This is a genomic window from Streptomyces sp. NPDC107471, assembly GCF_055582845.1.
Window position 1 is genome coordinate 22245 of the sequence record NZ_JBVJPC010000005.1, and the last position, 22661, is coordinate 44905.

General features: G+C 69.9%; 15 protein-coding genes and 5 tRNA genes. 9 read left to right on the top strand and 11 right to left on the bottom strand.

Translation table 11 applies throughout. From position 1 onward, the window contains the following. Positions 1-73 precede the first annotated feature (73 nt). From ACZ66S_RS17540 to ACZ66S_RS17565, 6 genes are all read right to left on the bottom strand, one after another. A tRNA-Lys gene (locus tag ACZ66S_RS17540) sits at positions 74-146 on the bottom strand. A 98-nt stretch (positions 147-244) separates the two neighbouring features. Beyond that, complete coding sequence (locus ACZ66S_RS17545; protein WP_469902431.1) at positions 245-1780, bottom strand: amino acid permease; 1536 nt, start codon at positions 1778-1780, stop codon at positions 245-247. Positions 1781-1843: 63 nt separating this feature from the next. After that, the gene (locus ACZ66S_RS17550; protein WP_469902432.1) at positions 1844-4930 is read right to left on the bottom strand and encodes an FG-GAP repeat domain-containing protein; all 3087 of its coding nucleotides are present in this window, start codon (positions 4928-4930) and stop codon (positions 1844-1846) included. Positions 4931-5133: 203 nt separating this feature from the next. After that, complete coding sequence (locus tag ACZ66S_RS17555; RefSeq protein ID WP_469902433.1) at positions 5134-7239, bottom strand: DEAD/DEAH box helicase; 2106 nt, start codon at positions 7237-7239, stop codon at positions 5134-5136. A 234-nt stretch (positions 7240-7473) separates the two neighbouring features. Then, a complete protein-coding gene (locus ACZ66S_RS17560) occupies positions 7474-7995 on the bottom strand; it encodes a hypothetical protein (protein WP_469902434.1) in 522 nt (173 codons plus the stop codon). A gap of 91 nt (positions 7996-8086) precedes the next feature. Beyond that, a complete protein-coding gene (locus tag ACZ66S_RS17565; protein ID WP_041819691.1) occupies positions 8087-8437 on the bottom strand; it encodes a metallopeptidase family protein in 351 nt (116 codons plus the stop codon). 85 nt (positions 8438-8522) lie between these two features. Here ACZ66S_RS17565 and ACZ66S_RS17570 point away from each other — a divergent pair, with 85 nt between their 5' ends. The 7 genes from ACZ66S_RS17570 (at position 8523) to ACZ66S_RS17600 (ending at position 15233) form a co-directional block, all read left to right on the top strand. Then, positions 8523-10118, top strand: a complete 1596-nt coding sequence (locus ACZ66S_RS17570) for a metallophosphoesterase family protein (protein WP_469902435.1) — start codon at positions 8523-8525, stop codon at positions 10116-10118. Positions 10119-10198: 80 nt separating this feature from the next. Continuing rightward, positions 10199-10271: transfer RNA gene (locus tag ACZ66S_RS17575), tRNA-Glu, on the top strand. A 38-nt stretch (positions 10272-10309) separates the two neighbouring features. Further along, a tRNA-Asp gene (locus ACZ66S_RS17580) sits at positions 10310-10384 on the top strand. Positions 10385-10408: 24 nt separating this feature from the next. Then, positions 10409-10482 (top strand) — tRNA-Phe (locus ACZ66S_RS17585). A gap of 187 nt (positions 10483-10669) precedes the next feature. Further along, positions 10670-14629: an ATP-dependent RNA helicase HrpA gene (gene hrpA, locus ACZ66S_RS17590; RefSeq protein WP_469902436.1), complete on the top strand. Its 3960-nt coding sequence runs from the start codon at positions 10670-10672 to the stop codon at positions 14627-14629. 94 nt (positions 14630-14723) lie between these two features. Beyond that, positions 14724-14798, top strand: a tRNA-Asp gene (locus ACZ66S_RS17595). Positions 14799-15041: 243 nt separating this feature from the next. Next, complete coding sequence (locus ACZ66S_RS17600; protein ID WP_469902437.1) at positions 15042-15233, top strand: DUF6274 family protein; 192 nt, start codon at positions 15042-15044, stop codon at positions 15231-15233. Positions 15234-15623: 390 nt separating this feature from the next. Here the strand turns inward: ACZ66S_RS17600 and bldC are convergent, their stop codons facing one another. Both bldC and ACZ66S_RS17610 read right to left on the bottom strand, forming a co-directional pair. Further along, entirely contained in the window at positions 15624-15830 is a 207-nt protein-coding gene (bldC, locus tag ACZ66S_RS17605; protein ID WP_003949541.1) for a developmental transcriptional regulator BldC, read from the bottom strand. Positions 15831-16346: 516 nt separating this feature from the next. Continuing rightward, positions 16347-17189, bottom strand: a complete 843-nt coding sequence (locus tag ACZ66S_RS17610; RefSeq protein ID WP_469902438.1) for a DUF8083 family protein — start codon at positions 17187-17189, stop codon at positions 16347-16349. Positions 17190-17410: 221 nt separating this feature from the next. On the opposite strand from ACZ66S_RS17610, the gene ACZ66S_RS17615 reads away from it, so the two are divergent. Both ACZ66S_RS17615 and ACZ66S_RS17620 read left to right on the top strand, forming a co-directional pair. Beyond that, a complete protein-coding gene (locus ACZ66S_RS17615; RefSeq protein WP_469902439.1) occupies positions 17411-18514 on the top strand; it encodes a Leu/Phe/Val dehydrogenase in 1104 nt (367 codons plus the stop codon). 281 nt (positions 18515-18795) lie between these two features. Further along, positions 18796-19050, top strand: a complete 255-nt coding sequence (locus ACZ66S_RS17620) for a DUF3073 domain-containing protein (protein WP_469902440.1) — start codon at positions 18796-18798, stop codon at positions 19048-19050. Positions 19051-19122: 72 nt separating this feature from the next. Here ACZ66S_RS17620 and purM read toward each other — a convergent pair whose 3' ends face one another. From purM to ACZ66S_RS17635, 3 genes are read right to left on the bottom strand one after another with little or no spacing between them, the layout of a single operon-like run. Then, complete coding sequence (purM, locus tag ACZ66S_RS17625; RefSeq protein WP_469902441.1) at positions 19123-20190, bottom strand: phosphoribosylformylglycinamidine cyclo-ligase; 1068 nt, start codon at positions 20188-20190, stop codon at positions 19123-19125. Between the two features lie 45 nt (positions 20191-20235). Then, positions 20236-21762, bottom strand: coding sequence for an amidophosphoribosyltransferase (gene purF / locus ACZ66S_RS17630; RefSeq protein ID WP_469902442.1), 1527 nt, complete (start codon positions 21760-21762; stop codon positions 20236-20238). A 57-nt stretch (positions 21763-21819) separates the two neighbouring features. Beyond that, positions 21820-22629 carry an META domain-containing protein gene (locus ACZ66S_RS17635; RefSeq protein WP_469902443.1) on the bottom strand — a complete coding sequence of 270 codons (810 nt, stop codon included), beginning with the start codon at positions 22627-22629 and terminating at the stop codon, positions 21820-21822. Between the last annotated feature and the right edge of the window lie 32 nt (positions 22630-22661).

Here is a 22661-nt window from a genome sequence, read left to right on the forward strand (position 1 = left end):
GGACGTGCGGGTCCCGGGAAACGAAGCGGCGCCCGAGCCGGCCGAAGCCGACCCGGGCGCCACCGGCCACCGGTAGGCCCTGTGGGACTCGAACCCACAACCAATGGATTAAAAGTCCACTGCTCTGCCAATTGAGCTAAGGGCCCAGGCGATGTTGCCTCCCCGAGCATAGCCGGACGCGGCCGGGTCTCCGATCGGGTATCGGGGACACGGCCGCGTCGCGCGGGCGGAACGGGCGGGAAGATCAGGGATCGACCGGTTCGGGCGCGTTCGCGCGGGCCGCCTCGCGGGCCTTCGTGCGCTCGTGCTCGGGGTTGAGGAACCAGTGCCGGGCCGAGGCCGCCCACCAGGTCCAGGCGAAGCCCAGGACCACCAGGACGGCGACCGGGGCGTAGTTGAAGGTCTCCCAGGTGACCGGGGAGACCTGCGGGAGCATGAAGAGAACCGTGATCACCGCGACCCACGTCACCGAGACCACGCCGATCGCGCGGGACCAGCGGCCCAGGTGCCACGGCCCCCGGTCGAAGGCGTCGCCCTTGCGCAGCCGCAGCAGGGTGGGGATGACGTAGGCGATGTAGAGGCCGATGACGGCGATGGACGTCACCGCCGCGTACGCGGTCACGTTGATCAGGTACGGCAGGCCCAGCACCAGCGCTCCGCCCGCCGCCAGCCACACCGCCGCGACCGGGGTCCGGGTGCGCGGGCTGACCGTGTGCCAGACGTGCGAGAACGGCAGCGCGCCGTCGCGCGAGAAGGCGTAGATCATGCGGCTGTTGGCGGTCACCGAGGCCATTCCGCAGAACAACTGGGCGCCGATCACGACCAGCAGCAGGAGCTTGCCCGCGGTGGCGCCGAGCGCGTCGAGGAGGATCTGGGCGGGCGGCGCGCCCGTCGGGGAGTTGAGGGCGCCGTCGTAGGACTGGATCGCGAACGTGAAGCCCAGCAGGAGGACGAAGCCCGCTATCCACGACGTCCAGATCGACTGGACGATGCCCTTGGGGCCGGCCGTGGACGCGTCGTGGGTCTCCTCGGTCATGTGGGCCGAGGCGTCGTAGCCGGTGAAGGTGTACTGGGCCATCAGGAGGCCGAGCAGGACGACGTAGAAACCGTTGCCCCAGCCGGTGTTGTTCACGAACTCGCCGAAGACGAAGGACGCCGACTGGTGCTTGTCGGGGGCGAAGGTCAGGGCGCCGACGATCACCGCCACGCCCACCACGTGCCACCACACGCTCACGCTGTTCAGCAGCGCGACGATCCGCACGCCGAAGGTGTTCAGCAGGCCGTGCAGGATCAGGATCGCCGCGAACAGCAGCACGGTCCGGCCGGCCGTCACCTCGAAGTCGAACTGCAGGTTCAGATAGGCCCCGAGGAAGGACGCGGCACCGAAGTCGATGCCCGCCGTCACCGCGACCTGGCCCAGCACGTTGAACCAGCCCGTGAACCACGCCCAGGCGGCCGCGGTCCGGGCCGGGGCCAGGCGGTGGGCCCAGAAGTACAGGCCCGCGGAGGTCGGGTAGGCCGAGCAGATCTCGGCCATCGACAGGCCGACGAACAGCGTCATGAGCCCTACGGCGACCCAGCCCCAGGTGATCACGGCCGGGCCGCCCGTGTTCATGCCGAAGAGGTAGAGGGTCAGACAGCCCGACAGGACCGAGATGATCGTGAAGGAGACCGCGTAGTTGGAGAACGCCGACATGCGGCGGGCGAGGACCTGCGTGTAGCCGAGCTGGGCAAGCCGTTCTTCGTCGGAGAGCCCTCTCGCTGTGTCGTCATCTGTCATGCCCCCAGCGATTCCCACCCCGGGGGCGTGACACACGTCACAACTTGGCCGAGAAGTGCCCCTCTAGAAAAGGCCCTTGTAACCCTGCCACCCGGTGGCGATCTTCGTGCGGGCCCCGAACGACCCCTTTCCGTCACCGGTGTTGCGCCACACGGTCCCCCCGCTGTCCCGCGAGACCAGGTCGGCCCTGCCGTCCCCGGTGATGTCACCGACGCCGACGATCACGTTGTAGGAGCCGCCCCAGTTGGAGAAGACCTTCGTGCGGGCGCCGAACGTGCCGGTGCCGGTGCCGTAGTAGCGGTACAGGTTGTTCGCCGTGTCCTGCGCGAGCAGGTCCCCGACGCCGTCGCCGTTCAGGTCCCCGGCCCCGACGACCTTCTTGTACGTCTTCCAGTTGTCGTAGAGCTTCACCCGGGCCGACAGCTTGCCCGCGCTGGTGCCCTTGTAGAGGTACACGGTCCCGGTCGAGGAGTTCCGCGCGATCAGGTCGGGGCGCCCGTCCTTGGTCACGTCACCGGGGTAGGTCAGCACGTCGTACTGGTTCCAGCCCGAGCTGCCCAGCGTCGTGTACGGCGTCGAGGTCCTGAACTCGGCGCTGCACCCCGGCTTGTACAGGCGCAGGGCACCGCTGGCCAGCCGCATCAGGATGTCGTTGCAGCGGTCGCCGCTCAGGTCGCCGAACGGCAGCGGCTTCACCGTGGCCGCCCAGCCTGTGCTGGGGATGCTCCCCGTGAACGTGCCCTTGCCGGTGCCCTGGTGGAAGGACAGCGTGCCCGAGGAACTCTGGGTGAGCAGGTCACCGATGGCGTCACTGCCGCCGACGTGGTGGTGGCGCGCCGGGAGGCCGTCGAGCAGGCCGACCGTGCCGGTCACCGTGACCGCGGCACCGAGGCCGTCCGCCGGGGTGACGGTCAGCGTCCAGTCGTAGGGACCGTCCGTCAGTACTTTCCCGTTCGAGTCGGTCCCGGCCCAGCCGACGGTCAGCGCGCCGCGTGAGGCACCGCCGTCGCGCGTGTACACGACTTTGCCGGTCGCCTTGTTGCGCACGGTGAGCCGCGAGCCGGCCGACGGCTTCGACAGCAGCACGGTGGCCAGAGTGTCCGGTGTCGTGTCGATCTCGTGCGCCGTGACGTACGACGACTTGCTGACCGGCGCAAGCAGGCTCAGCGGCTGCTGCGGCACGCCCGACGGCACGAGGTGCACCTGCTCCATACCGTCGACGTAGGCCGCGTTCGAGCCCGCCTTGTCGACGGTCCAACGCACGTTCCGCTGCGAGGTCCCGGTGTCGGGCAGCTTGCCGATCACTCGGCTTGCGGGCGTCGCCCCGGCCACCGTCGTCAGCGTCAGAGTCCCGGCCTGCCGGTCATGCGTGACGACGAATCCGTCGCCGAGCTTCGCCTCGCCCGCCGGAACCGGCACGGACTTCTTCGCCGTACGGTCGTAGACGCCGGCGCGGCCGGCGCAGGTCCAGTAGAGATAGCGGCCGAGCGCCTGCAGTTCGGTGGGGGTGCAGCCTGCGTCGGTCACCAGCGTCTCGACGGTTTTCTTCGCCGTCAGGTCGTACGCCGTCACGGTGCCGGGCGTCGTACCGGCCGTCCAGAGCACGTTGCCGGAGAGGGCGGCGGCGCCCGGGGCGCGGGTGACGGCCGCGGTGCCGCTGTCCCCGATCCTCAGGACTGTCTGTGTGGTCGCTGTGGTGTGGATCAGGTACCGGCCGGACACGTCCGTGATGCGGCCGCCCGCGGGGACGCCGCGGTACCAGTAGTCGTACTGGCCGGGCCCGTCGACCTGAAGACGGTCCGATGCCGCGGTGTCCTTCATCAGCCACACCGCCCGGTCGTCGGCAGTGCCGAAGACCCGGCAGCCGCCCTCCTGCGCCGGGCAGTCGTAGAGCGCCGTCGAGGTCCCGTCGTACGAGGAGCGCGCGCCGAACACAGGCGTGCCCGTCGCAGCGACCGTCCGGACGTAGGTGTCCCGCTCCCCACCCCAGCTCTCGTCGGCGACCAGCAGCCGCCCCTGCTCCAGGGCGAGCCCCTGGATCTTGTACGGCGGTTTGGGCAGCGCCTTGACCATGCTCACCACGGGCCGGCCGTCCGGGCCGGCGTGGATGCGCTGAAGGCCCCAGTCGTCGGCGCCGGTGCGGCCGACGGCGACGGCGTCGCCGTTCGCCGAGGCGGAGACACCGGCGTTCGATGCGGTGAGCAGGGTGATCGGGTCACCTCCCGCGATCGGCACGGCGGTCACCCTTGTGCCACCGGCGGGGCGATGGACGAGCCAGTCGCCCACCACGGAGAGCTCGTCGGCGGGACTCACGCCGTCAGCGCCGTCCAAGGGCACCTCCACCGGCGGTGCCGAGAGGTCGGCACGGGAGTACACGTACGCCTTCGAGGCGGAGTCGCCCGCGTAGTGGACCAGGTAGTCGTGGGACAGGACGGCAGAACTGCCGCCGGACAGCGCCGGGGTCCAGCCCTGGGCCACACCGGTCTCCGGATCGACGATCACCGACCGGATGCTGCCGTCGAGCGAGGCACGGAACACGATGCCGGAGGCGTCTCCACGCAGCGGTCCACCGAGCTGCATGCCCGGGGGCAGACCTGAGATCGTCAGGTCCCGTGTGGTTCCGTCCGGTCCCGGGCTCAGCAGATGCCTGACGCGGGTGGTGATCCCGTCCTCACCGGTGACGTCCTCGTAGGCGACGATGGTGCTGCCGTGCACACCGCCGTACACGCCGGCGTATGCCGTCGGGATCTGGAACGTCCGGGTCGTGCCGTCGGCGGCGTCGAACAGCTCAACGTGGCCGTCCTGGTAACGGCGCGCCAGAACATCGGTGCCGGTGCCGGTGTCGACCGCCAGGGTGCTGCCGGCCGTCGGCACGTCCACGGACGTACCGTCCGCGTAGCGCGTCCACACCAGTCCTGAGTGACCCTCCAGACGGTGGAACACGCCTTGTCCCCCCGCTCCTTCGCCGCCGTAGGCGGTCTCGGCGTAAGAGACGGACGCGGTGGTGTACGCGGTCCGGAATGTCGCCGGCACCACCGTCTCCTGTGCCGTGTCCGCGACGGCGGTCGACGGGAGGAGCGGGCTCAGGCCGGCCGCCAGTACGGCGGAAGCGGCGACGAGGCGTAGACGTACGGCGGCATGACGAGCCAAGGAAGACCCTCCCCGGGGAAGGAGACGGGCGGCCCACCGGTCCGCGGTGTCTCTGGCCCCCCGGCCATCACACCCGTCTCATAAGTGCGCTGATCTTACCGCTCTTGACTCACCCGAGAGCGTTTTCTGACGGGGTACACGACAAACGCCGCGGCCCCCCGTCAGGTACGACGGGGGGCCACGGCGTGTGCTACTCGCAGGCGTCAGCCGTTGCGCTTCCAGCGCGGCTTGTCGTCACGGCGGCCGAAGGAGCCGGTGCCGGTGCCGGTGCCACGGTGGTCGTCACGACGGCCGTAGGGGCGGTCGTGGCTCGGGCGGTCGTGGCCGCCGGAGCGGAAGCCCGGGCGGTCGCCCTGACGGTCGCGGTTGAACGGGCGGTCGCTGCCACGGTGGCCGCCCCGCTCGTCACGGCGCTCGAAGGAACGGCCGGCCGGACGGTCGTCACGGCGGAAGCCGCCGCGGTCGTTGTCACGGCGCTCGTTGTCGCGACGCTCGAAGGTACGACCGCCACGGTCGTCACGACGCTCGAAGGAACGGCCACCACGGTCGTCACGACGGTCGTTGTCGCGACGGAAGCCGCCACGGTCGTTGTCACGACGCTCGAAGGTACGACCGCCACGGTCGTCACGGCGCTCGAAGGTACGGCCACCACGGTCATCGCGGCGGTCGTTGTCGCGACGGAAGCCGCCACGGTCGTTGTCACGACGCTCGAAGGTACGGCCACCACGGTCGTCACGACGGTCGTCACGGCGGAAGCCGCCACGGTCGTTGTCACGACGCTCGTAGCTACGGCCACCGCGGTCGTCACGGCGCTCGTACGACGGCGCGTCCACCTTCTCGACGTCCTGCGCGAGCGGCTGCTCGGGCACGGACGCGGCCTCGGCCACCGCGGCCTGCGCCTCGGCGACCGCCGTCTCCGGGTCCTCACCGCGCTCGCGGGCGGCACGGGCGACCAGGCGGTCGGCCTCCTCGCGCAGCTCGGTCGCGCGGCGCTGCGCCCGCTCGAGCTGCTTGGTGAGGTGGGCGACCTCGCGCTCGGCCTGCTGAGCCGCGTTGGCCGCGGACTCGGACTGGACCTCGGTCATCGAACGGGCGCCGGTGATCTCGGCCACCTCGGGCTCGAAGGCCGTACCGGAGTTGATGATGTGACGCCCGGCGTCGACGCCCGCGTCCTCCATCAGCCGGAAGATCTGGCGGCGCTGGTGCGGCAGGGACAGGGACACGACCGTGCCGGTGCGGCCCGCTCGGGCGGTACGGCCCGCGCGGTGCAGGTAGTCCTTGTGGTCGCCGGCCGGGTCCACGTTCAGGACGAGGTCGATGCCGTCGACGTGGATGCCGCGGGCGGCGACGTCGGTGGCGACGAGCGCGTTGACGTAGCCGTCCTTGAAGTCGGCCAGCGTGCGGGTGCGCGCGCCCTGGGTCATGCCGCCGTGCAGCGCGTCGGCCTTCACGCCGGCCTCGCGCAACTGCTCGGCGATGCGGTCCGCGCCGAGCTGGGTGCGGACGAAGATGATGGTGCGGCCCTTGCGGGAGGCGATGGCCGCGGTGACCGGCGCCTTGTCCTTGGGCTTCACGATCAGGATGTGGTGCGACATGGTCGTGACGTTGCCCTGGGCGCTGTCGACCTCGTGGGTGACCGGCTCGCTCAGGTAGCGCTTGACCAGGGTGGAGATCTCGTTCTCCATCGTGGCCGAGAACAGCATCCGCTGGCCGCCGGCCGGGATCTGGTCGAGCAGCTCGGTGACCTCGGGCAGGAAGCCCAGGTCGGACATCTGGTCGGCCTCGTCGAGGACGGCGACCTCGACGTTCTCCAGGGAGCAGGCGCCGCGGTTGATGATGTCGCGCAGTCGGCCCGGGGTGGCGACGAGGATGTCGACGCCGCGCTCCAGGGCGTAGATCTGGTTGCCCATCGACGTACCGCCGCAGACGACCTTCATCTTGAGGCCGAGGACGTCGCCGTAGGGCTGGAGGGCGTCCGCGACCTGCATCGCGAGCTCACGGGTCGGGGTGAGGATGACGGCGCGCGGCTTGTGCTTCTCGGTGCGGCCACCGGCGAGGCGCGTCATGGTCGGCAGACCGAAGGAGAGGGTCTTGCCGGAGCCGGTGCGGCCACGGCCGAGGATGTCCTTGCCGGCCAGGGCGTCCGGGATGGTCGCGGCCTGGATCGGGAAGGGGGTGGTCACGCCGTTCTGGGCGAGCTTGCGCACCACGCCCTCGGGGAGACCGAGGTCCGCGAAGGTGACCTCGACAGCGTCCTCGGTGCCCTCGTTCTCGGGCACGACGACGTGATCAGTACTGGAAATGGACATGCGTAAGCGAAACCTTCCGGAGTCTCGTCGGCACGCGCCCGTCAACTCCGTGATTTCGCAATACGACCGCCTCTATGCGGTCAGCCACGGCAAGGGAGAGAACGCGCCACACGGCGCTCTCTGCAATGGCGCCGGGCAATGGGATCAAACGATCTACCACCATACGCACCCCCCACCCTCCAAGGCAAACCAAGTCCCCCGCATGTATCCGAGGTCACTTTCGGCCCGCCTCCGTCACACCGGTGCCCCCGCCGTGGGCGCCGGTTCGCGCTGGCTGAGCTGCGTACCGGTCTCCGGCTGCGCGGACGAGGACGGCTCGGCGGGCGGCGGCGACGGCGTGGGCGAGGCGGGCGGCTCGCTCGGCGCCGGCGGCTCCGGGTCGGGCGTCCGGGTGGGCGCCGGGTCGGTCCGCGTCGCCGAGGGCAGCGGCTGCACCGAACGGCCCGGCTTCGCTCCGGGCGAGGCCGACGCGCCGGCCCCCGCCGAGGCGGACGCCGAGGGCGAGGCGGACCCCTCCCCGTGCTTCCCCTTGCCGTGCCTGCCGTGTTTGCCGTCCGAGCCGGTCCCGCCGAGCCCCACGGAACCGCCCGAGCCCGCCGAGCCCCCGTCCGGCGCCTCCCCGCCGTGCTCACCGGCGGAGTGCGACGGCTTGGCGCCGCCGCCTCCCTCGTCCCCGCCCACGCTCATGCAGCCCGCTGCGGCGGCGACGGCCATGACCGTGGCGGCCAGACGGACGGGTACGTACAAGGGGCGCACGAGCAGCCACCTCCGAGGGCGGGCGTCAGAAGAGTCAACCTGTCCAACTCCCGCCGCCCACAAGAGGACACGCGCCCCGTTCGAAACCCACTCACCCGTACCCGAGCGCGTGCAGCCGCGCGTCGTCGATCCCGAAGTGGTGGGCGATCTCGTGCACGACCGTCACCTCGGTCTCCGCCACGACGTCCTCGCGGGAATCGCACATCCGCAGCGTCGGCCCCCGGTAGATCGTGATGCGGTCCGGCAGCACCCCGGCGTACCACTCGCCCCGGTCGGTCAACGGCGTGCCCTCGTACAGCCCGAGCAGCTCGGGATCGTCCGCGGGCGGTTCGTCCTCGACGAACACCGCGACGTTGTCCATCAGCCGCGTCAACTCCGGCGGAATCCGGTCCAGCGCCTCGGCGACCAGTTCCTCGAACTCCTCGCGCGTCATCTCCAGCACACGCCCATTCTCCGGTACGACCCCGCCGTAGGAGAGTCGTGAGCACGTCCGCATATCCGCGGTCGGACTTGGGCATACGGGATCAATGGCCCGCGTCCCCGCCGCAGTCCTGAACGCCCGGAGCATCCTGAACGCCCTACGCAAGCCCCCGCGAGCCCTCGCCCGCCAGTACGGCAGGCGCCGCTCCCACCCGTCCGTCGAGCTCGTCCACCCGCCGCACCCCTGGGTGCGCGCACTGGGCCTGGTGGCCGTCGTCCTTCTGGGTGCCTGGCTCGGTCTGCTGATCGTCGGGAACGTCCGGGTCCCGGTCGGCCCGATGAACACGACGATGACCCTGCGCCCGTCCCTGACCGGCGGCACGAAGATCAACATCTCTCCGCTGGGCGCGCTCCAGCTCGACAGCCACCAGGCCCCGGTCCGCCTCGACGTCAACGTCGACCAGCTCGACCCGGAACGCTCCCAGGCCCTCGTCGACCACCCCGAGCGCCTCTCCGGCCTCCAGGACGAGGTCGCCACGGACGTCGAGCACGGCACCCTCGACCTCGCCCTGCGCTCCTGCGTCGCCGTGGTCTCCGGCGCCACGGCACTCGGCCTCGCGGTCTACCGCCGCCCCCGCCGCGCCCTCGCGGCCGGCGGACTCGCCTTCACGCTCCTGGCGGCCTCCGGCGGCACGGCGTACGCCACCTGGAACCCGGAGTCGGTCCTGGAGCCGAAGTTCTCGGGGCTGCTCTCCTCCGCGCCCTCGCTGGTCGGCAACGCCCGCAGCATCGTCACCGAGTTCGACGTCTACCAGAAGGAGTTGGCCCGCCTGGTGACGAACGTGACGAAGCTCTACGACGTCACGTCCACGCTCCCCGCCTACCAGCCGGACCCCACCACCATCCGGGTCCTGCACGTCTCCGACATCCATCTCAACCCCGCGAGCTGGAAGATCATCGCCTCGCTGGTGAAGCAGTACAAGGTCGACGTGATCGTCGACTCCGGCGACACCATGGACCACGGCACGGCCGCGGAGAACGGTTTCCTCGACGCGATCCCCGACCTCGGGGCGCCCTACGTCTGGGTCCGCGGCAACCACGACTCCCTGACCACCCAGCGGTACATGGAGGGCCTCAAGGGCGTCCACGTCCTCGACAACGGCGAGGCACGGACGATCGCCGGGCTGCGGTTCGCGGGCATGGGCGACCCCCAGTTCACCCCGGACCGCTCCACGAACCCCGGGGCCGACGAGTCCCAGGAGGCGGCGGGCGCCCGGCTGGCCGCGGCGCTGCGCGCGCAGCGGGCCGCCGGCACCCCGGTCGACCTCGCGATCGCCCACGAGCCCTCGGCGGCCCGCGAGGTCGACGGCGAGGTCCCGATGGTCCTGTCCGGCCACCTCCACCACCAGGAGACGGAGGTCATGGAGAAGGGCACGCGGCTGCGCGTCGAGGGCTCCACGGGCGGCAGCGGACTGCGGGCCGTCGAGGGCAAGTACCCCGACCCCATCGAGGCCTCGATCCTCTACATGGACCGCGACACCCGCCACCTCCAGGCATGGGACGAGATCAAGCTCGGCGGCCTCGGCCTCACGACGGCGGAGGTCAGCCGTCACCTTCCCGAGGACAACCAGCCGGGAGCGACGCCCTCGCCCGCGGGCTCGGACGCGGGTTCCGGCACGGCCTCGCCCACGGGCAGCCCCTAAACCGTTTTGGCGATACCTCCCGGCATCCCATATGCTTCTCACGTCCCCGACGCGCTGAGAAGCGCCCAGGCGGGCCGATAGCCCTCATCGTCTAGCGGCCTAGGACGCCGCCCTTTCAAGGCGGTAGCACGGGTTCGAATCCCGTTGGGGGCACGTAACACCGTGTGCGACACTGTTCGTGCACAAAGCTTGGTCCTGTGGAGCAGTTTGGAGTGCTCGCCACCCTGTCAAGGTGGAGGCCGCGGGTTCAAATCCCGTCAGGACCGCTGAGGTTTCCCCGGAAGCCTCTCGGCTGGGTAGCTCAGTTGGTACGAGCGACCGCCTGAAAAGCGGTAGGTCGCCGGTTCGACCCCGGCCCCAGCCACAGCACAGGCCCCGATCCCCGGATCGGGGCCTTGTTGTATGTGCCTCGCGATTCCCGGGTGGAGCGATTCCCGGGTGGAGCGGCCGCCGGGTGGTGCGTTCCCCGGGTGAAGCGATCGACGGGTGACCGACGGCAGGGACAAAACCGTTCGCCACTGATTTCCCGGGGATGAGATCCTGGATCGCGTATGTCTACGCACCCTGCCCCCGCCCCCGGCTCCCCCGCCTTCGGGGAACTCGCCGCCCGCCTGACCGAGCTGTCCCTGCGCGACGCGCACCGGCTCGGGCGCAGGCTCGAAGGCGCGCGCAAGATCCGCAAGCCGGAGGCCCGGGCCGCCGTCCTCGCCGAGATCGACAAGGAGATCGCCAGGGGCGAGGAGCGGATGGGTGCGCGCCGTGCGCGGGTGCCCGCCGTCTCGTACCCCGAGCAGCTCCCGGTCAGCCAGAAGAAGGACGAGATCGCGGCCGCCATCCGCGACCACCAGGTCGTGATCGTCGCCGGTGAGACCGGCTCCGGCAAGACCACCCAGATCCCGAAGATCTGCCTGGAGCTCGGCCGGGGCGTCACGGGCATGATCGGGCACACCCAGCCCCGCCGGATCGCCGCCCGTACCGTCGCCGAGCGGGTCGCCGAGGAACTGGACACCCCGCTGGGCGAGGCCGTCGGCTGGAAGGTGCGCTTCACCGACCAGGTGAACCCGGACGCGACCTTCGTGAAGCTGATGACGGACGGCATCCTGCTCGCCGAGATCCAGACCGACCGCGAGCTGCGCGCCTACGACACCATCATCATCGACGAGGCCCACGAGCGGTCCCTCAACATCGACTTCCTGCTGGGCTACCTGGCGCAGCTCCTGCCGAAGCGTCCCGACCTCAAGGTCGTCATCACCTCGGCGACCATCGACCCCGAGCGCTTCTCACGGCACTTCGGGGACGCCCCGATCGTCGAGGTCAGCGGCCGCACCTATCCGGTGGAGGTCCGCTACCGGCCGCTGCTGGAGGAGGACTCGGACGACTCCGACCGCGACCAGATCACCGCGATCTGCGACGCCGTCGAGGAGCTCCAGGGCGAGGGCAAGGGCGACATCCTGGTCTTCCTCTCCGGCGAGCGGGAGATCCGTGACACCGCGGACGCCCTCACGAAGAAGGCGTATCGCTTCACGGAGGTCCTCCCCCTCTACGCCCGCCTGTCCCACGCCGAGCAGCACCGCGTGTTCCAGCCGCACACCGGGCGCAGGATCGTTCTGGCGACCAACGTCGCCGAGACCTCCCTGACCGTCCCGGGCATCAAGTACGTCATCGACCCCGGCTTCGCCCGCATCTCCCGCTACAGCCACCGCACCAAGGTGCAGCGGCTGCCCATCGAGCCGGTCTCGCAGGCCAGCGCCAACCAGCGCAAGGGCCGCTGCGGCCGTACCTCGGACGGTATCTGCATCCGCCTGTACAGCGAAGAGGACTTCAACGCCCGCCCGGAGTTCACGGACGCCGAGATCCTGCGGACGAACCTCGCCTCCGTCATCCTGCAGATGACCGCGGCCGGCCTCGGGGACATCGAGAAGTTCCCCTTCATCGACCCGCCGGACCACCGCAACATCCGTGACGGCGTCCAACTCCTCCAGGAACTGGGCGCGTTGGACCCGGCGCAGAAGGACGTACGCAAGCGGCTCACGGACACCGGGCGCAAGCTCGCCCAACTGCCCGTCGACCCGCGCCTAGCCCGCATGGTCCTGGAGGCCGACAAGAACGGCTGTGTCCGCGAGGTCATGGTCATAGCCGCCGCGCTCTCCATCCAGGACCCGCGCGAGCGGCCGGCCGAGAAACAGACCCAGGCCGACCAGCAGCACGCCCGCTTCAAGGACGAGACCAGCGACTTCCTCGCCTACCTCAACCTGTGGCGGTACGTCCGCGAGCAGCAGAAGGAGCGCGGCTCCTCGTCCTTCCGCCGGATGTGCAAGCAGGAGTACCTGAACTTCCTGCGCATCCGCGAATGGCAGGACATCTACACGCAGTTGCGGACCGTCGCCAAGCAGATGGGCATCCATCTCAACGAGGACGACGCGCCCGACCAGTCCGTCCACGTCTCCCTCCTCGCCGGTCTGCTCTCGCACATCGGCATGAAGGACGTGAAGGACGGCAACAAGAACGAGTACCTGGGCGCCCGCAGCGCCAAGTTCGCGATCTTCCCGGGCTCGGCGCTCTTCAAGAAGCAGCCGCGGTTCGTGATGTCGGCGGAGCTCGTGGAGACCTCGCGCCTGTGGGCCCGGGTCAACGCGAAGATCGAGCCGGAGTGGGTCGAGCCCCTCGCCGAGCACCTGCTGAAGCGGACGTACTCCGAACCGCACTGGGAGAAGGACCAGGCCGCGGTGATGGCGTACGAGAAGGTCACGCTGTACGGCGTGCCGATCGTCGCCCAGCGGAAGGTGAACTACGGCCGTATCGACCCGGAGTCGAGCCGCGAGCTTTTCATCCGCAACGCGCTCGTCGAGGGCGACTGGCGCACCCACCACAAGTTCTTCGCCGACAACCGCAAGCTGCTGAGCGAGGTCGAGGAGCTCGAACACCGCGCCCGGCGCCGGGACATCGTGGTCGACGACGACACGCTCTTCGACTTCTACGACCAGCGGGTGCCCGAACACGTCGTCTCCGGCGCCCACTTCGACTCCTGGTGGAAGCGCAAGCGGCACGAGGAGCCCGAGTTCCTGGACTTCGAGCGGGAGATGCTCATCCGGGAGTCGGCGGAGGCGGTCACCAAGGCCGACTATCCCGACTCGTGGCGGCAGGGGCCGCTGAAGTTCCGGGTGACCTACCAGTTCGAGCCGGGCGCGGACGCGGACGGTGTGACGGTCCACATCCCGCTCCAGGTCCTGAACCAGGTGAAGGACGAGGGCTTCGACTGGCAGATCCCGGGCCTGCGCGAGGAGCTGGTGACGGAGCTGATCCGCTCCCTCCCCAAACCGATCCGCCGCAACTACGTGCCCGCCCCGAACTTCGCGAAGCGGTTCCTGGACACGGCCGTCCCCCTGCAGGAGCCGTTGACGACGACCATGGCCCGCGAGCTGAAGCGCATGGTCGGGGTCCCCTTCGAGGCCGAGGACTTCGACTGGTCGAGGATCCCGGAGCATCTGCGGATCACCTTCCGGATCGTCGACGAGCGGCGCCGCAAGCTGGCCGAGGACAAGGACCTGGAGTCCCTGCGTCTGAAGCTCCGTCCGAAGGCGCGCCAGGCCCTCTCGCAGGCGGCGGCAGCGACCGCGTCCCGCGAGGGCGGCGAGTCCCTGGAGCGCAAGGGCCTGACGGACTGGACGATCGGCACGCTCACGCGCGTCTTCGAGACCCGCCGCGCGGGCCAGCCGGTGAAGGCGTACCCGGCCCTCGTCGACGACGGCGACACCGTCTCCGTGCGCCTCTTCGACACCGAGGCCGAGCAGGCCGAGGCGATGTGGAAGGGCACGCGGCGGCTGATCGTGCGCAACATCCCGGTCAGCCCGGCGAAGTTCGCCTCCGAGAAGCTGACCAACCCCCAGAAGCTGGCCCTGTCGGCGAACCCGCACGGCTCCATCCAGGCGCTGTTCGACGACTGCGCGACGGCGGCCGCGGACAAGCTGATCGGGGACTTCGGGGGGCCGGCGTGGGACGAGGAGTCCTACCGGAAGCTGTACGACAAGGTGCGCGCCGAGATCGTCGACACGACGGTCCGTACGGTCGGGCAGGTGCAGCAGGTGCTGGCCGCCTGGCAGGCCTGTGAGCGGCGCCTGAAGACCGTGCGCAGCCCGGCGCTGCTGGCGAACCTGGCGGACGTACGGGCGCAGTTGGACGCGCTGGTGAAGCCGGGGTTCGTGACGGCGACGGGGCTGCGGCGGCTGCCGGACCTGATGCGGTACCTGGTGGCCGCGGACCGGCGTGTCCAGCAGATGCCGACCAACGTCCAGCGGGACACGACCCGCATGGAGAAGGTCCACGAGATGCAGGACGAGTACGCCTGGCTCCTGGAGCAGCTCCCGCAGGGCCGCCCCGTGCCCCAGCAGGTCCTGGACGTCCGCTGGATGATCGAGGAGCTCAGGGTCAGCTATTTCGCCCACGCGCTGGGCACGGCGTACCCCGTCTCCGACAAGCGGATCGTGAAGACGATCGACACGCTGGCACCGTGACGACTCCTGCACGGAGGGTGAGTTCGACCAGGACGTCCCTGCTCCTGTACAGTCCTTCTCGCAGCGCAACGCACCGATAAGCGCCGCGAAACCTGGTCCTGTGGAGCAGTTTGGAGTGCTCGCCACCCTGTCAAGGTGGAGGCCGCGGGTTCAAATCCCGTCAGGACCGCAGTAAGAGGAAGGCCCGCATCCCGGCAACGGGGCGCGGGCCTTCTTCGTGTTCCCGTGCCCGGTGTCGCCTCCTGGCGCGCCCCAGGTGGGCTCAGGTGGGCTCAGGTGGCCTGTGGGGCGTGACGGGTGGTCAGGCGGGGCGTGGGGGCTCCGCGGGGCCCCCACGCCGTCTTGACGGCGTCTCGAAGCACCGGTACCCAGAAACCAGGCCCCCGTTCCCAACGGAGCCCGGAGGTGGCGTATGACGGCATCGGTCAGGCACGAGACGCGGGCGTTGCTCCGCGCGCATCTGTCGGCCGCGTCGTCGTATCGGCATGTGACCCGCCACTGCCCGATCTGCCACCGCCTGTTGCGGCTGGCGATGGACTCCGCCCCGGCGGCCGGCGCACCCGCGGAGGAGACCGTGGAGGACGAGACCCCCTCCCCGGCGTGACGCCTACTAGCGCACCCGGCGCGACGGTAACAAGGACTCTGGCATGTGACGGGAGTCACCGCATGAGTTTTTGAAACCGTGGAACTTACCGCTCCCCTACAACAGGTCAATTTAATATGTGCAATTGCACCCCTGATCCCACGTCGTCCAGGGGCTGCCTCACAGGAGATCCGACACCCCTCCCCAGACTCCGACAAGCCCGCTCACAGGGCCGCCGGCCGCCCACAGTCCGCGCACAAAAAAGATCGCGCTGGACTCGGCGGAGTCCAGCGCGATCGACGACGAGGTGGAGAATGGGGCCTGTTGGGGCAGGACCCGCGTCGCTTGGAGCCAGGGTCCGGACGCCGCGGCCAGTGGGGGACCAGCCGGTTTGCCCGGTTATTCAGTTGTTCAGGCCTCGCTGCGCTGCTGCGGGATACCCGCGAGCAGAGCGCGAACCTCGGCCTCGCGGTAACGGCGGTGTCCGCCGAGCGTGCGGATGGACGTGAGCTTGCCGGCCTTCGCCCACCGCGTGACCGTCTTCGGGTCCACACGGAACATGGTGGCGACCTCAGCCGGGGTCAGCAGCGGCTCGGCATCAGGGGTGCGAGCGGTCATGAGCGGCCTCCTCGGGAGAACCGAACCTTCTCGGTTCTTTCCTCTAAATTCTGCACCTTGACCCGCGTTGCCCGAAATGGCGGACGCGAGTCGAGTCGGTTATAGGACGAACGGCTTGTCCTCGGCACTACAACTACACCATCTGTCCAGCCGCGTCGGCCAAACCGATGGAATTGCCCCCCAGGCGTTCATCGGCGACGGAAGCCGATGGACCATGCCATAGCGGACAGTCACGCCACTGTGACGATCAGTCACAGGGGCGATCAGGAGTCACCAGACCCCCCAAAGCGGAACCTCCCCCGGGCCCCTTGTCCTATTTTGGCATGAGGAGGGGCAAGAGATGCAAGAGCCCGGGTACGTGCGGTCCGTCACGCTTGACACTCCGTGAGGCGTACGCCCGGATCGAAACCTACGTCCCTTGTCGGTGAGACATCAGGGGAAGTTGAACACCTTGAGCGAGGACGAAACCCCAAAACGGGCGTCAGGTCAAACGCCTGTTCGTGACATGGGGCACATTCAGTTCGCCGAGCGACGGTCCCTGACGGACCGCCAGCGCTCCACGAGCCGCCCGTAGGCCTCGCCCGCCGCGACCCCGTCCCCGTGCCTGAGCGCCTCGATGCCCTCGGCCACGTCCGCCGCCGAGTGGTCGTCCTCCAGCTCGCCCGGCGGCAGCACATGCACCAGGCCGCCGTAGTCGAGCTCGACCAGCGAGCGCGGGTGGAACTCCTCGAGCCAGCGCCCGACATCGATGAGGCCGTCGATGAGCGGCCCCTCGTCGACGGCGTCCTTGAGCGCCCTCAGAGCGCGCGCCACTCGCCGCCGGGCCTGCACCATGGGCGTGCGGTAGCGCAGCATCGGCGGGATCTCGCCGGACCCCTTGTCGAACCGCCGCTCCTCGTCCGAGACGAGCACGAACCAGTTCAGCGGCACCTGCCAGGTCGCCGTGCGGATCCAGGGCCGGGCGTCCGGGTTCCGGGCGAGCCAGCGCTCGTAGTCCTGGGCGGTCTGGCGGCGTACGACCTCGGGCAGCACCGCGTCCAGGACCGGGCCCGGCAGCTCCTCGCCGAGCTCCTCCAGGGCCAGCCAGCCGCGCAGCCGGGTGCGCCACGGGCACACGCACACCACGCCGTCCACCTCGAGCACGAAGGCGTCGCTGCTCTCGTGCACCGGCACCGGCACCGGCGGGGTGGGCAGCAGGTCGGCCAGGGAGCGGCGCAGCTCGTCCTGGTACGAGGGGCGGTCCGGGCGGCGGGCGTAGCGCGCCCAGTGGGTGCGCTCGGGCTCGGGGAAGGCGGCCAGCGGTTCGTACACGCGCAGATAGGTCGCGTACGGGACGATCACCGAGGACACCTTGGGCACGCCTGCTCTCTCCCCCGCCGCCTGCCGGGAAAACCTGCGAAACCCGCACACAAACGCGCGGGAAAACTATGCAAATCGTCGCACGCCGGCACCCGCGCGGAAGGTGATCCTGAGCACTGCACGGTTCCGGGCCGCCACAGGCCCTAATCTCGTGCTCACAGGCCCCGCCACCCGTACGGGACCTGTGCCCCATCGCCGCAATTTACCCAGGAGTCACCACAGTGACCGACGTAACCGGCGCCGCTGCCGACGTGCTGCACACCCTGTTCCACTCGGACCAGGGCGGTCATGAGCAGGTCGTGCTCTGCCAGGACCGCAAGAGCGGCCTCAAGGCCGTCATCGCCCTCCACTCCACCGCGCTCGGACCCGCCCTCGGCGGGACGCGCTTCTACCCGTACGCGAGCGAGCAGGAGGCCGTCGCCGACGCGCTGAACCTCGCGCGCGGGATGTCCTACAAGAACGCCATGGCCGGGCTCGACCACGGCGGCGGCAAGGCCGTGATCATCGGCGACCCCGAGCGCGACAAGAGCGAGGAACTCCTCCTCGCGTACGGCCGTTTCGTCGCCTCGCTCGGCGGCCGCTACGTCACCGCCTGCGATGTCGGCACGTACGTCGCCGACATGGACGTCGTCGCCCGGGAGTGCCGCTGGACGACCGGCCGCTCCCCGGAGAACGGCGGCGCCGGCGACTCCTCCGTCCTCACCGCCTTCGGCGTCTACCAGGGCATGCGGGCCAGCGCCGCGCACCTGTGGGGCGACCCCTCGCTCACCGGCCGCAAGGTCGGCATCGCGGGTGTCGGCAAGGTCGGGCACCACCTGGTAGAGCACCTGCGCGCCGAGGGCGCCGAGGTCCTGATCACGGACGTGCGCGAGGAGGCCGTGGGCCGGATCCTCGCCGCGCACCCGACGGGCGTCACGGCCGTCGCCGACACCGCCACCCTCATCCGTGCCGAGGGCCTCGACATCTACGCCCCCTGCGCGCTCGGCGGCGCCCTGAACGACGACACCGTGCCCGCGCTGACCGCGCGGATCGTGTGCGGCGCCGCCAACAACCAGCTCGCGCACCCGGGCGTCGAGAAGGACCTCGCCGACCGCGGGATCCTCTACGCGCCGGACTACGTGGTGAACGCCGGCGGGGTCATCCAGGTCGCCGACGAGCTGCACGGGTTCGACTTCGAGCGGTGCAAGGCGAAGGCCGCGAAGATCTACGACACCACGCTGGCCATATTCGCACGTGCGAAGGAGGACGGGATTCCGCCGGCTGCCGCGGCCGACCGGATCGCCGAGCAGCGGATGCACGAGGCGGCCGTGCAGCGGGCGCACTGACGTTTGAGCGGTACCCGTCGGCGCACACTTGGAGAGAACTCTCACGTTCGTCGGCGGGTCGGCCGCGAAGAAGTGGTTAAAATCGCGGTTGACCAGCGGGGACGGGGCTCCCCGAGGGTCCCGGGGCCGGGCCCGTGGTGCGGGCGACGTACCGTATGGGCGTGGGCTCAGGTACCGTGGAAGCCCTACGGACCGGTCTCTCCGCGGAGAGCCCGTTCCAGATCATGAACGCGTGTCAAGACTCTGGGGCCACCGAGCCCCGTATCCGAGGGGGTCGAGCCATGGGGCGCGGCCGGGCAAAGGCCAAGCAGACGAAGGTCGCCCGCCAGCTGAAGTACAGCAGCGGCGGGACTGATCTGTCGCGTCTGGCCAATGAGCTGGGCGCTTCGACTTCGAGCCAGCCGCCGAATGGCGAGCCGTTCGAGGACGACGACGAGGAAGACGACCCGTACGCCCAGTACGCGGATCTCTACAACGACGACGAGGACGAGGACGACGAGTCCGGTTCCTCATCGCAACACCGCCGCGGCGCTTGACGCTCTAGCTGTGCTTGACCCGGTCCGGAGTGGTCCACACCACCGGACCGGGTTTTGCGCTGCCTTCGCGTCCTACGCGGCGTAGTCGCCCACCAGCTCGGCGCCGGTCTCCTTGTCGCCGCGCTCCGTGATCTCGCCCGCGACCCAGGCATCGACCCCGCGGTCGGCCAGGGTGGCCAGGGCCACGTCCGCCGACTCCTCGGGGACGATCGCGATCATGCCGACGCCCATGTTCAGCGTCTTCTCCAGCTCGAGGCGCTCGACCTGCCCCGTCCTGCCGACGAGGTCGAAGACCGGGGCCGGGGTCCAGGTGGTCCGGTCGACGACCGCGTGCAGGCCGTCGGGGATGACCCGGGCCAGGTTGGCCGCCAGACCGCCGCCGGTGACGTGCGAGAAGGCGTGCACCTCGGCCGTGCGGATCAGGGCCAGGCAGTCCAGCGAGTAGATCTTTGTGGGCTCCAGGAGCTCCTCGCCGAGGGTGCGGCCCAGCTCGTCGATCCGGGCGTCCAGGGCGAGGCCCGCCTCGTTCAGGAGCACATGCCGCACGAGCGAGTACCCGTTCGAGTGAAGTCCCGAGGCCGCCATGGCGATGACGGCGTCACCCTTACGGATGCGATCGGCGCCGAGCAGCCGGTCGGCCTCCACGACGCCCGTACCGGCGCCGGCGACGTCGAAGTCGTCCGGGCCCAGCAGACCGGGGTGCTCGGCCGTCTCGCCGCCCACCAGGGCGCAGCCGGCGAGCACACAGCCCTCAGCGATGCCCTTGACGATCGCGGCGACCCGCTCGGGGTGGACCTTGCCGACGCAGATGTAGTCGGTCATGAACAGCGGCTCGGCGCCGCACACCACGATGTCGTCCATGACCATCGCGACCAGGTCGTGGCCGATCGTGTCGTAGACGCCCAACTGGCGTGCGATGTCGACCTTGGTCCCCACGCCGTCGGTGGCGGAGGCCAGCAGGGGACGCTCGTAGCGCTTGAGGGCGGAGGCGTCGAAGAGGCCGGCGAAACCGCCGAGGCCGCCGAGGACCTCGGGGCGCTGGGTCTTCTTCACCCACTCCTTCATGAGCTCCACGGCGCGGTCGCCCGCCTCGATGTCGACGCCCGCGGCTGCGTAGCTGGCACCAGTTGTCTCAGACATGGCTAGCGAGAACTTTCGTGTCGTACGGCAGGTAGGACGGGCTGCCTACGGGCGACGGATCGCGTCGGCGGCGGCCGTGGCGGCGGGCCCGGCGGCCAGCTCGGTCTCCAGGAGCTGCTTGCCGAGCAGCTCGGGGTCCGGGAGCTCCATCGGGTACTCGCCGTCGAAGCAGGCGCGGCAGAGGTTGGGCTTGGCGATGGTGGTCGCCTCGATCATGCCGTCGATGGAGATGTAGGCGAGGGAGTCGGCGCCCAGACTGGTGCCGATCTCGTCGATCGTCATGCCGTTGGCGATGAGCTCCGCGCGGGTGGCGAAGTCGATGCCGAAGAAGCAGGGCCACTTCACGGGCGGCGAGGAGATCCGGATGTGGACCTCGGCGGCACCCGCCTCGCGGAGCATGCGGACCAGGGCGCGCTGGGTGTTGCCGCGCACGATCGAGTCGTCGACGACGACCAGCCGCTTGCCCTTGATGACTTCCTTCAGCGGGTTCAGCTTCAGACGGATGCCGAGCTGACGAATGGTCTGCGAGGGCTGGATGAACGTACGCCCGACATAGGCGTTCTTCACCAGGCCCGCGCCGAACGGGATGCCGGACGCCTCGGCGTAGCCGATGGCGGCCGGGGTGCCGGACTCCGGGGTCGCTATGACGAGGTCGGCCTCGACGGGCGCTTCCTTCGCGAGCTTGCGGCCCATCTCCACGCGGGAGAGGTAGACGTTCCGCCCGGCGATGTCGGTGTCGGGGCGCGCCAGGTAGACGTACTCGAAGACACAGCCCTTGGGCTTCGCTTCCGCGAATCGGGAGGTGCGCAGGCCGTTCTCGTCGATGGCGACGAACTCGCCCGGCTCGATCTCGCGGACGTACGCGGCGCCGCAGATGTCGAGGGCGGCGGACTCGGAGGCGACCACCCAGCCGCGCTCCAGGCGGCCGAGGACCAGCGGGCGGATGCCCTGCGGGTCACGGGCGGCGTAGAGGGTGTGCTCGTCCATGAAGACGAGCGAGAACGCGCCGCGCACCTGCGGGAGGACGGAGTGGGCCGCCTCCTCGATGGTCAGCGGCTTGCCGTCCTCGTCGACCTGGGCCGCGAGGAGCGCGGTGAGCAGGTCGGTGTCGTTGGTGGCGGCCACCCGGGGGCTGCGCCCCTCCTGCTTGGGCAGGTCGGCGACCATCTCGGCGAGCTGGGCCGTGTTGACCAGGTTGCCGTTGTGGCCGAGCGCGATGGAACCGTGCGCGGTGGCACGGAACGTCGGCTGGGCGTTCTCCCACACGGAGGCGCCGGTGGTCGAGTAGCGGGCGTGACCGACCGCGATGTGACCCTGGAGCGAACCGAGAGAGGTCTCGTCGAAGACCTGGGACACGAGGCCCATGTCCTTGAAGACGAGGATCTGGGAGCCGTTGCTGACCGCGATTCCCGCGGATTCCTGGCCCCGATGCTGGAGGGCGTAGAGCCCGAAGTACGTGAGCTTGGCGACCTCTTCGCCCGGAGCCCAGACACCGAAGACGCCGCAAGCGTCCTGGGGGCCCTTCTCGCCGGGGAGCAGGTCGTGGTTGAGTCGTCCGTCACCACGTGGCACGGCTCCGAGTGTAGGCGAGATCGACCACTGGTCCGAATTCGTGGAGAGTGGGCTTTCTTACTCCGCCCGGGCCGTAACGCTCCTGCCGGGGGCCTTGGTGATCTTCAGGGAATCGTGTTCCTGCTGGTAGGAGACCTTTCCGGAGAGGATTCCGGCGAGTTCGCGCTCGGTCTTCATCACCCGGCCCGCACACATCATGCGCGTGGTCGCGAGGCGCCCGAACTCGATGGTGCCGTCCTTGACGGTGGCCCTGCCGTGGAAGGTGTTGCAGCCGAGGCTGCCGGTGACGGTGTTCTTCGTGGTGAGCGTGAGGTACGCGTTCTCGCCGAGGGACCATCGGGTGCCCTTCAGGGCGGGCGGCTTCTCCTCGCGCAGGGTGATGGTGTCGTCGGCCGGGCTGGTGAGGGTGAGGGTCCGGGCGCCCGGTGTGCCGTCCAGGCGGGCCTTGAGGTCGTTCTCGAAGACGCCGACGAACTTCTCCTCGAACTCCCCTACGGCACCCGGGCAGCCGATCAGCGTCCTGACCAGGCCGGAGACCTTCACGGTGTCGCCCCGGACGGCCACGTCGGCACCGATGCTGTTGCAGCCGACGGATCCGCCCGAGTCGCCACCGTCGGTGTCCTTGTCGGCGGCGTCCGGCTTGAAGACGATCCGGGCCTCCTTGGGAGCCCTTTTCCGGGGAAGGACGTAGTCCTTGCCGTCCACGGTGACCTTCCGTGGCACCCAGACCGTGCCGGCGATGGTGTCCGAGAAGGGGGAGACGTCCTGGGATCCGGTCCCCGTCGATTCCGTGCCGCAGGCGGCCAGGACCGTGGTCCCGACCAGGGCTGCCGCGGCCGCGTACGTGGCGTATGTCGTCCGCTTCATGACTCTTCGACGTGTGAGACGGCCGATGGGTT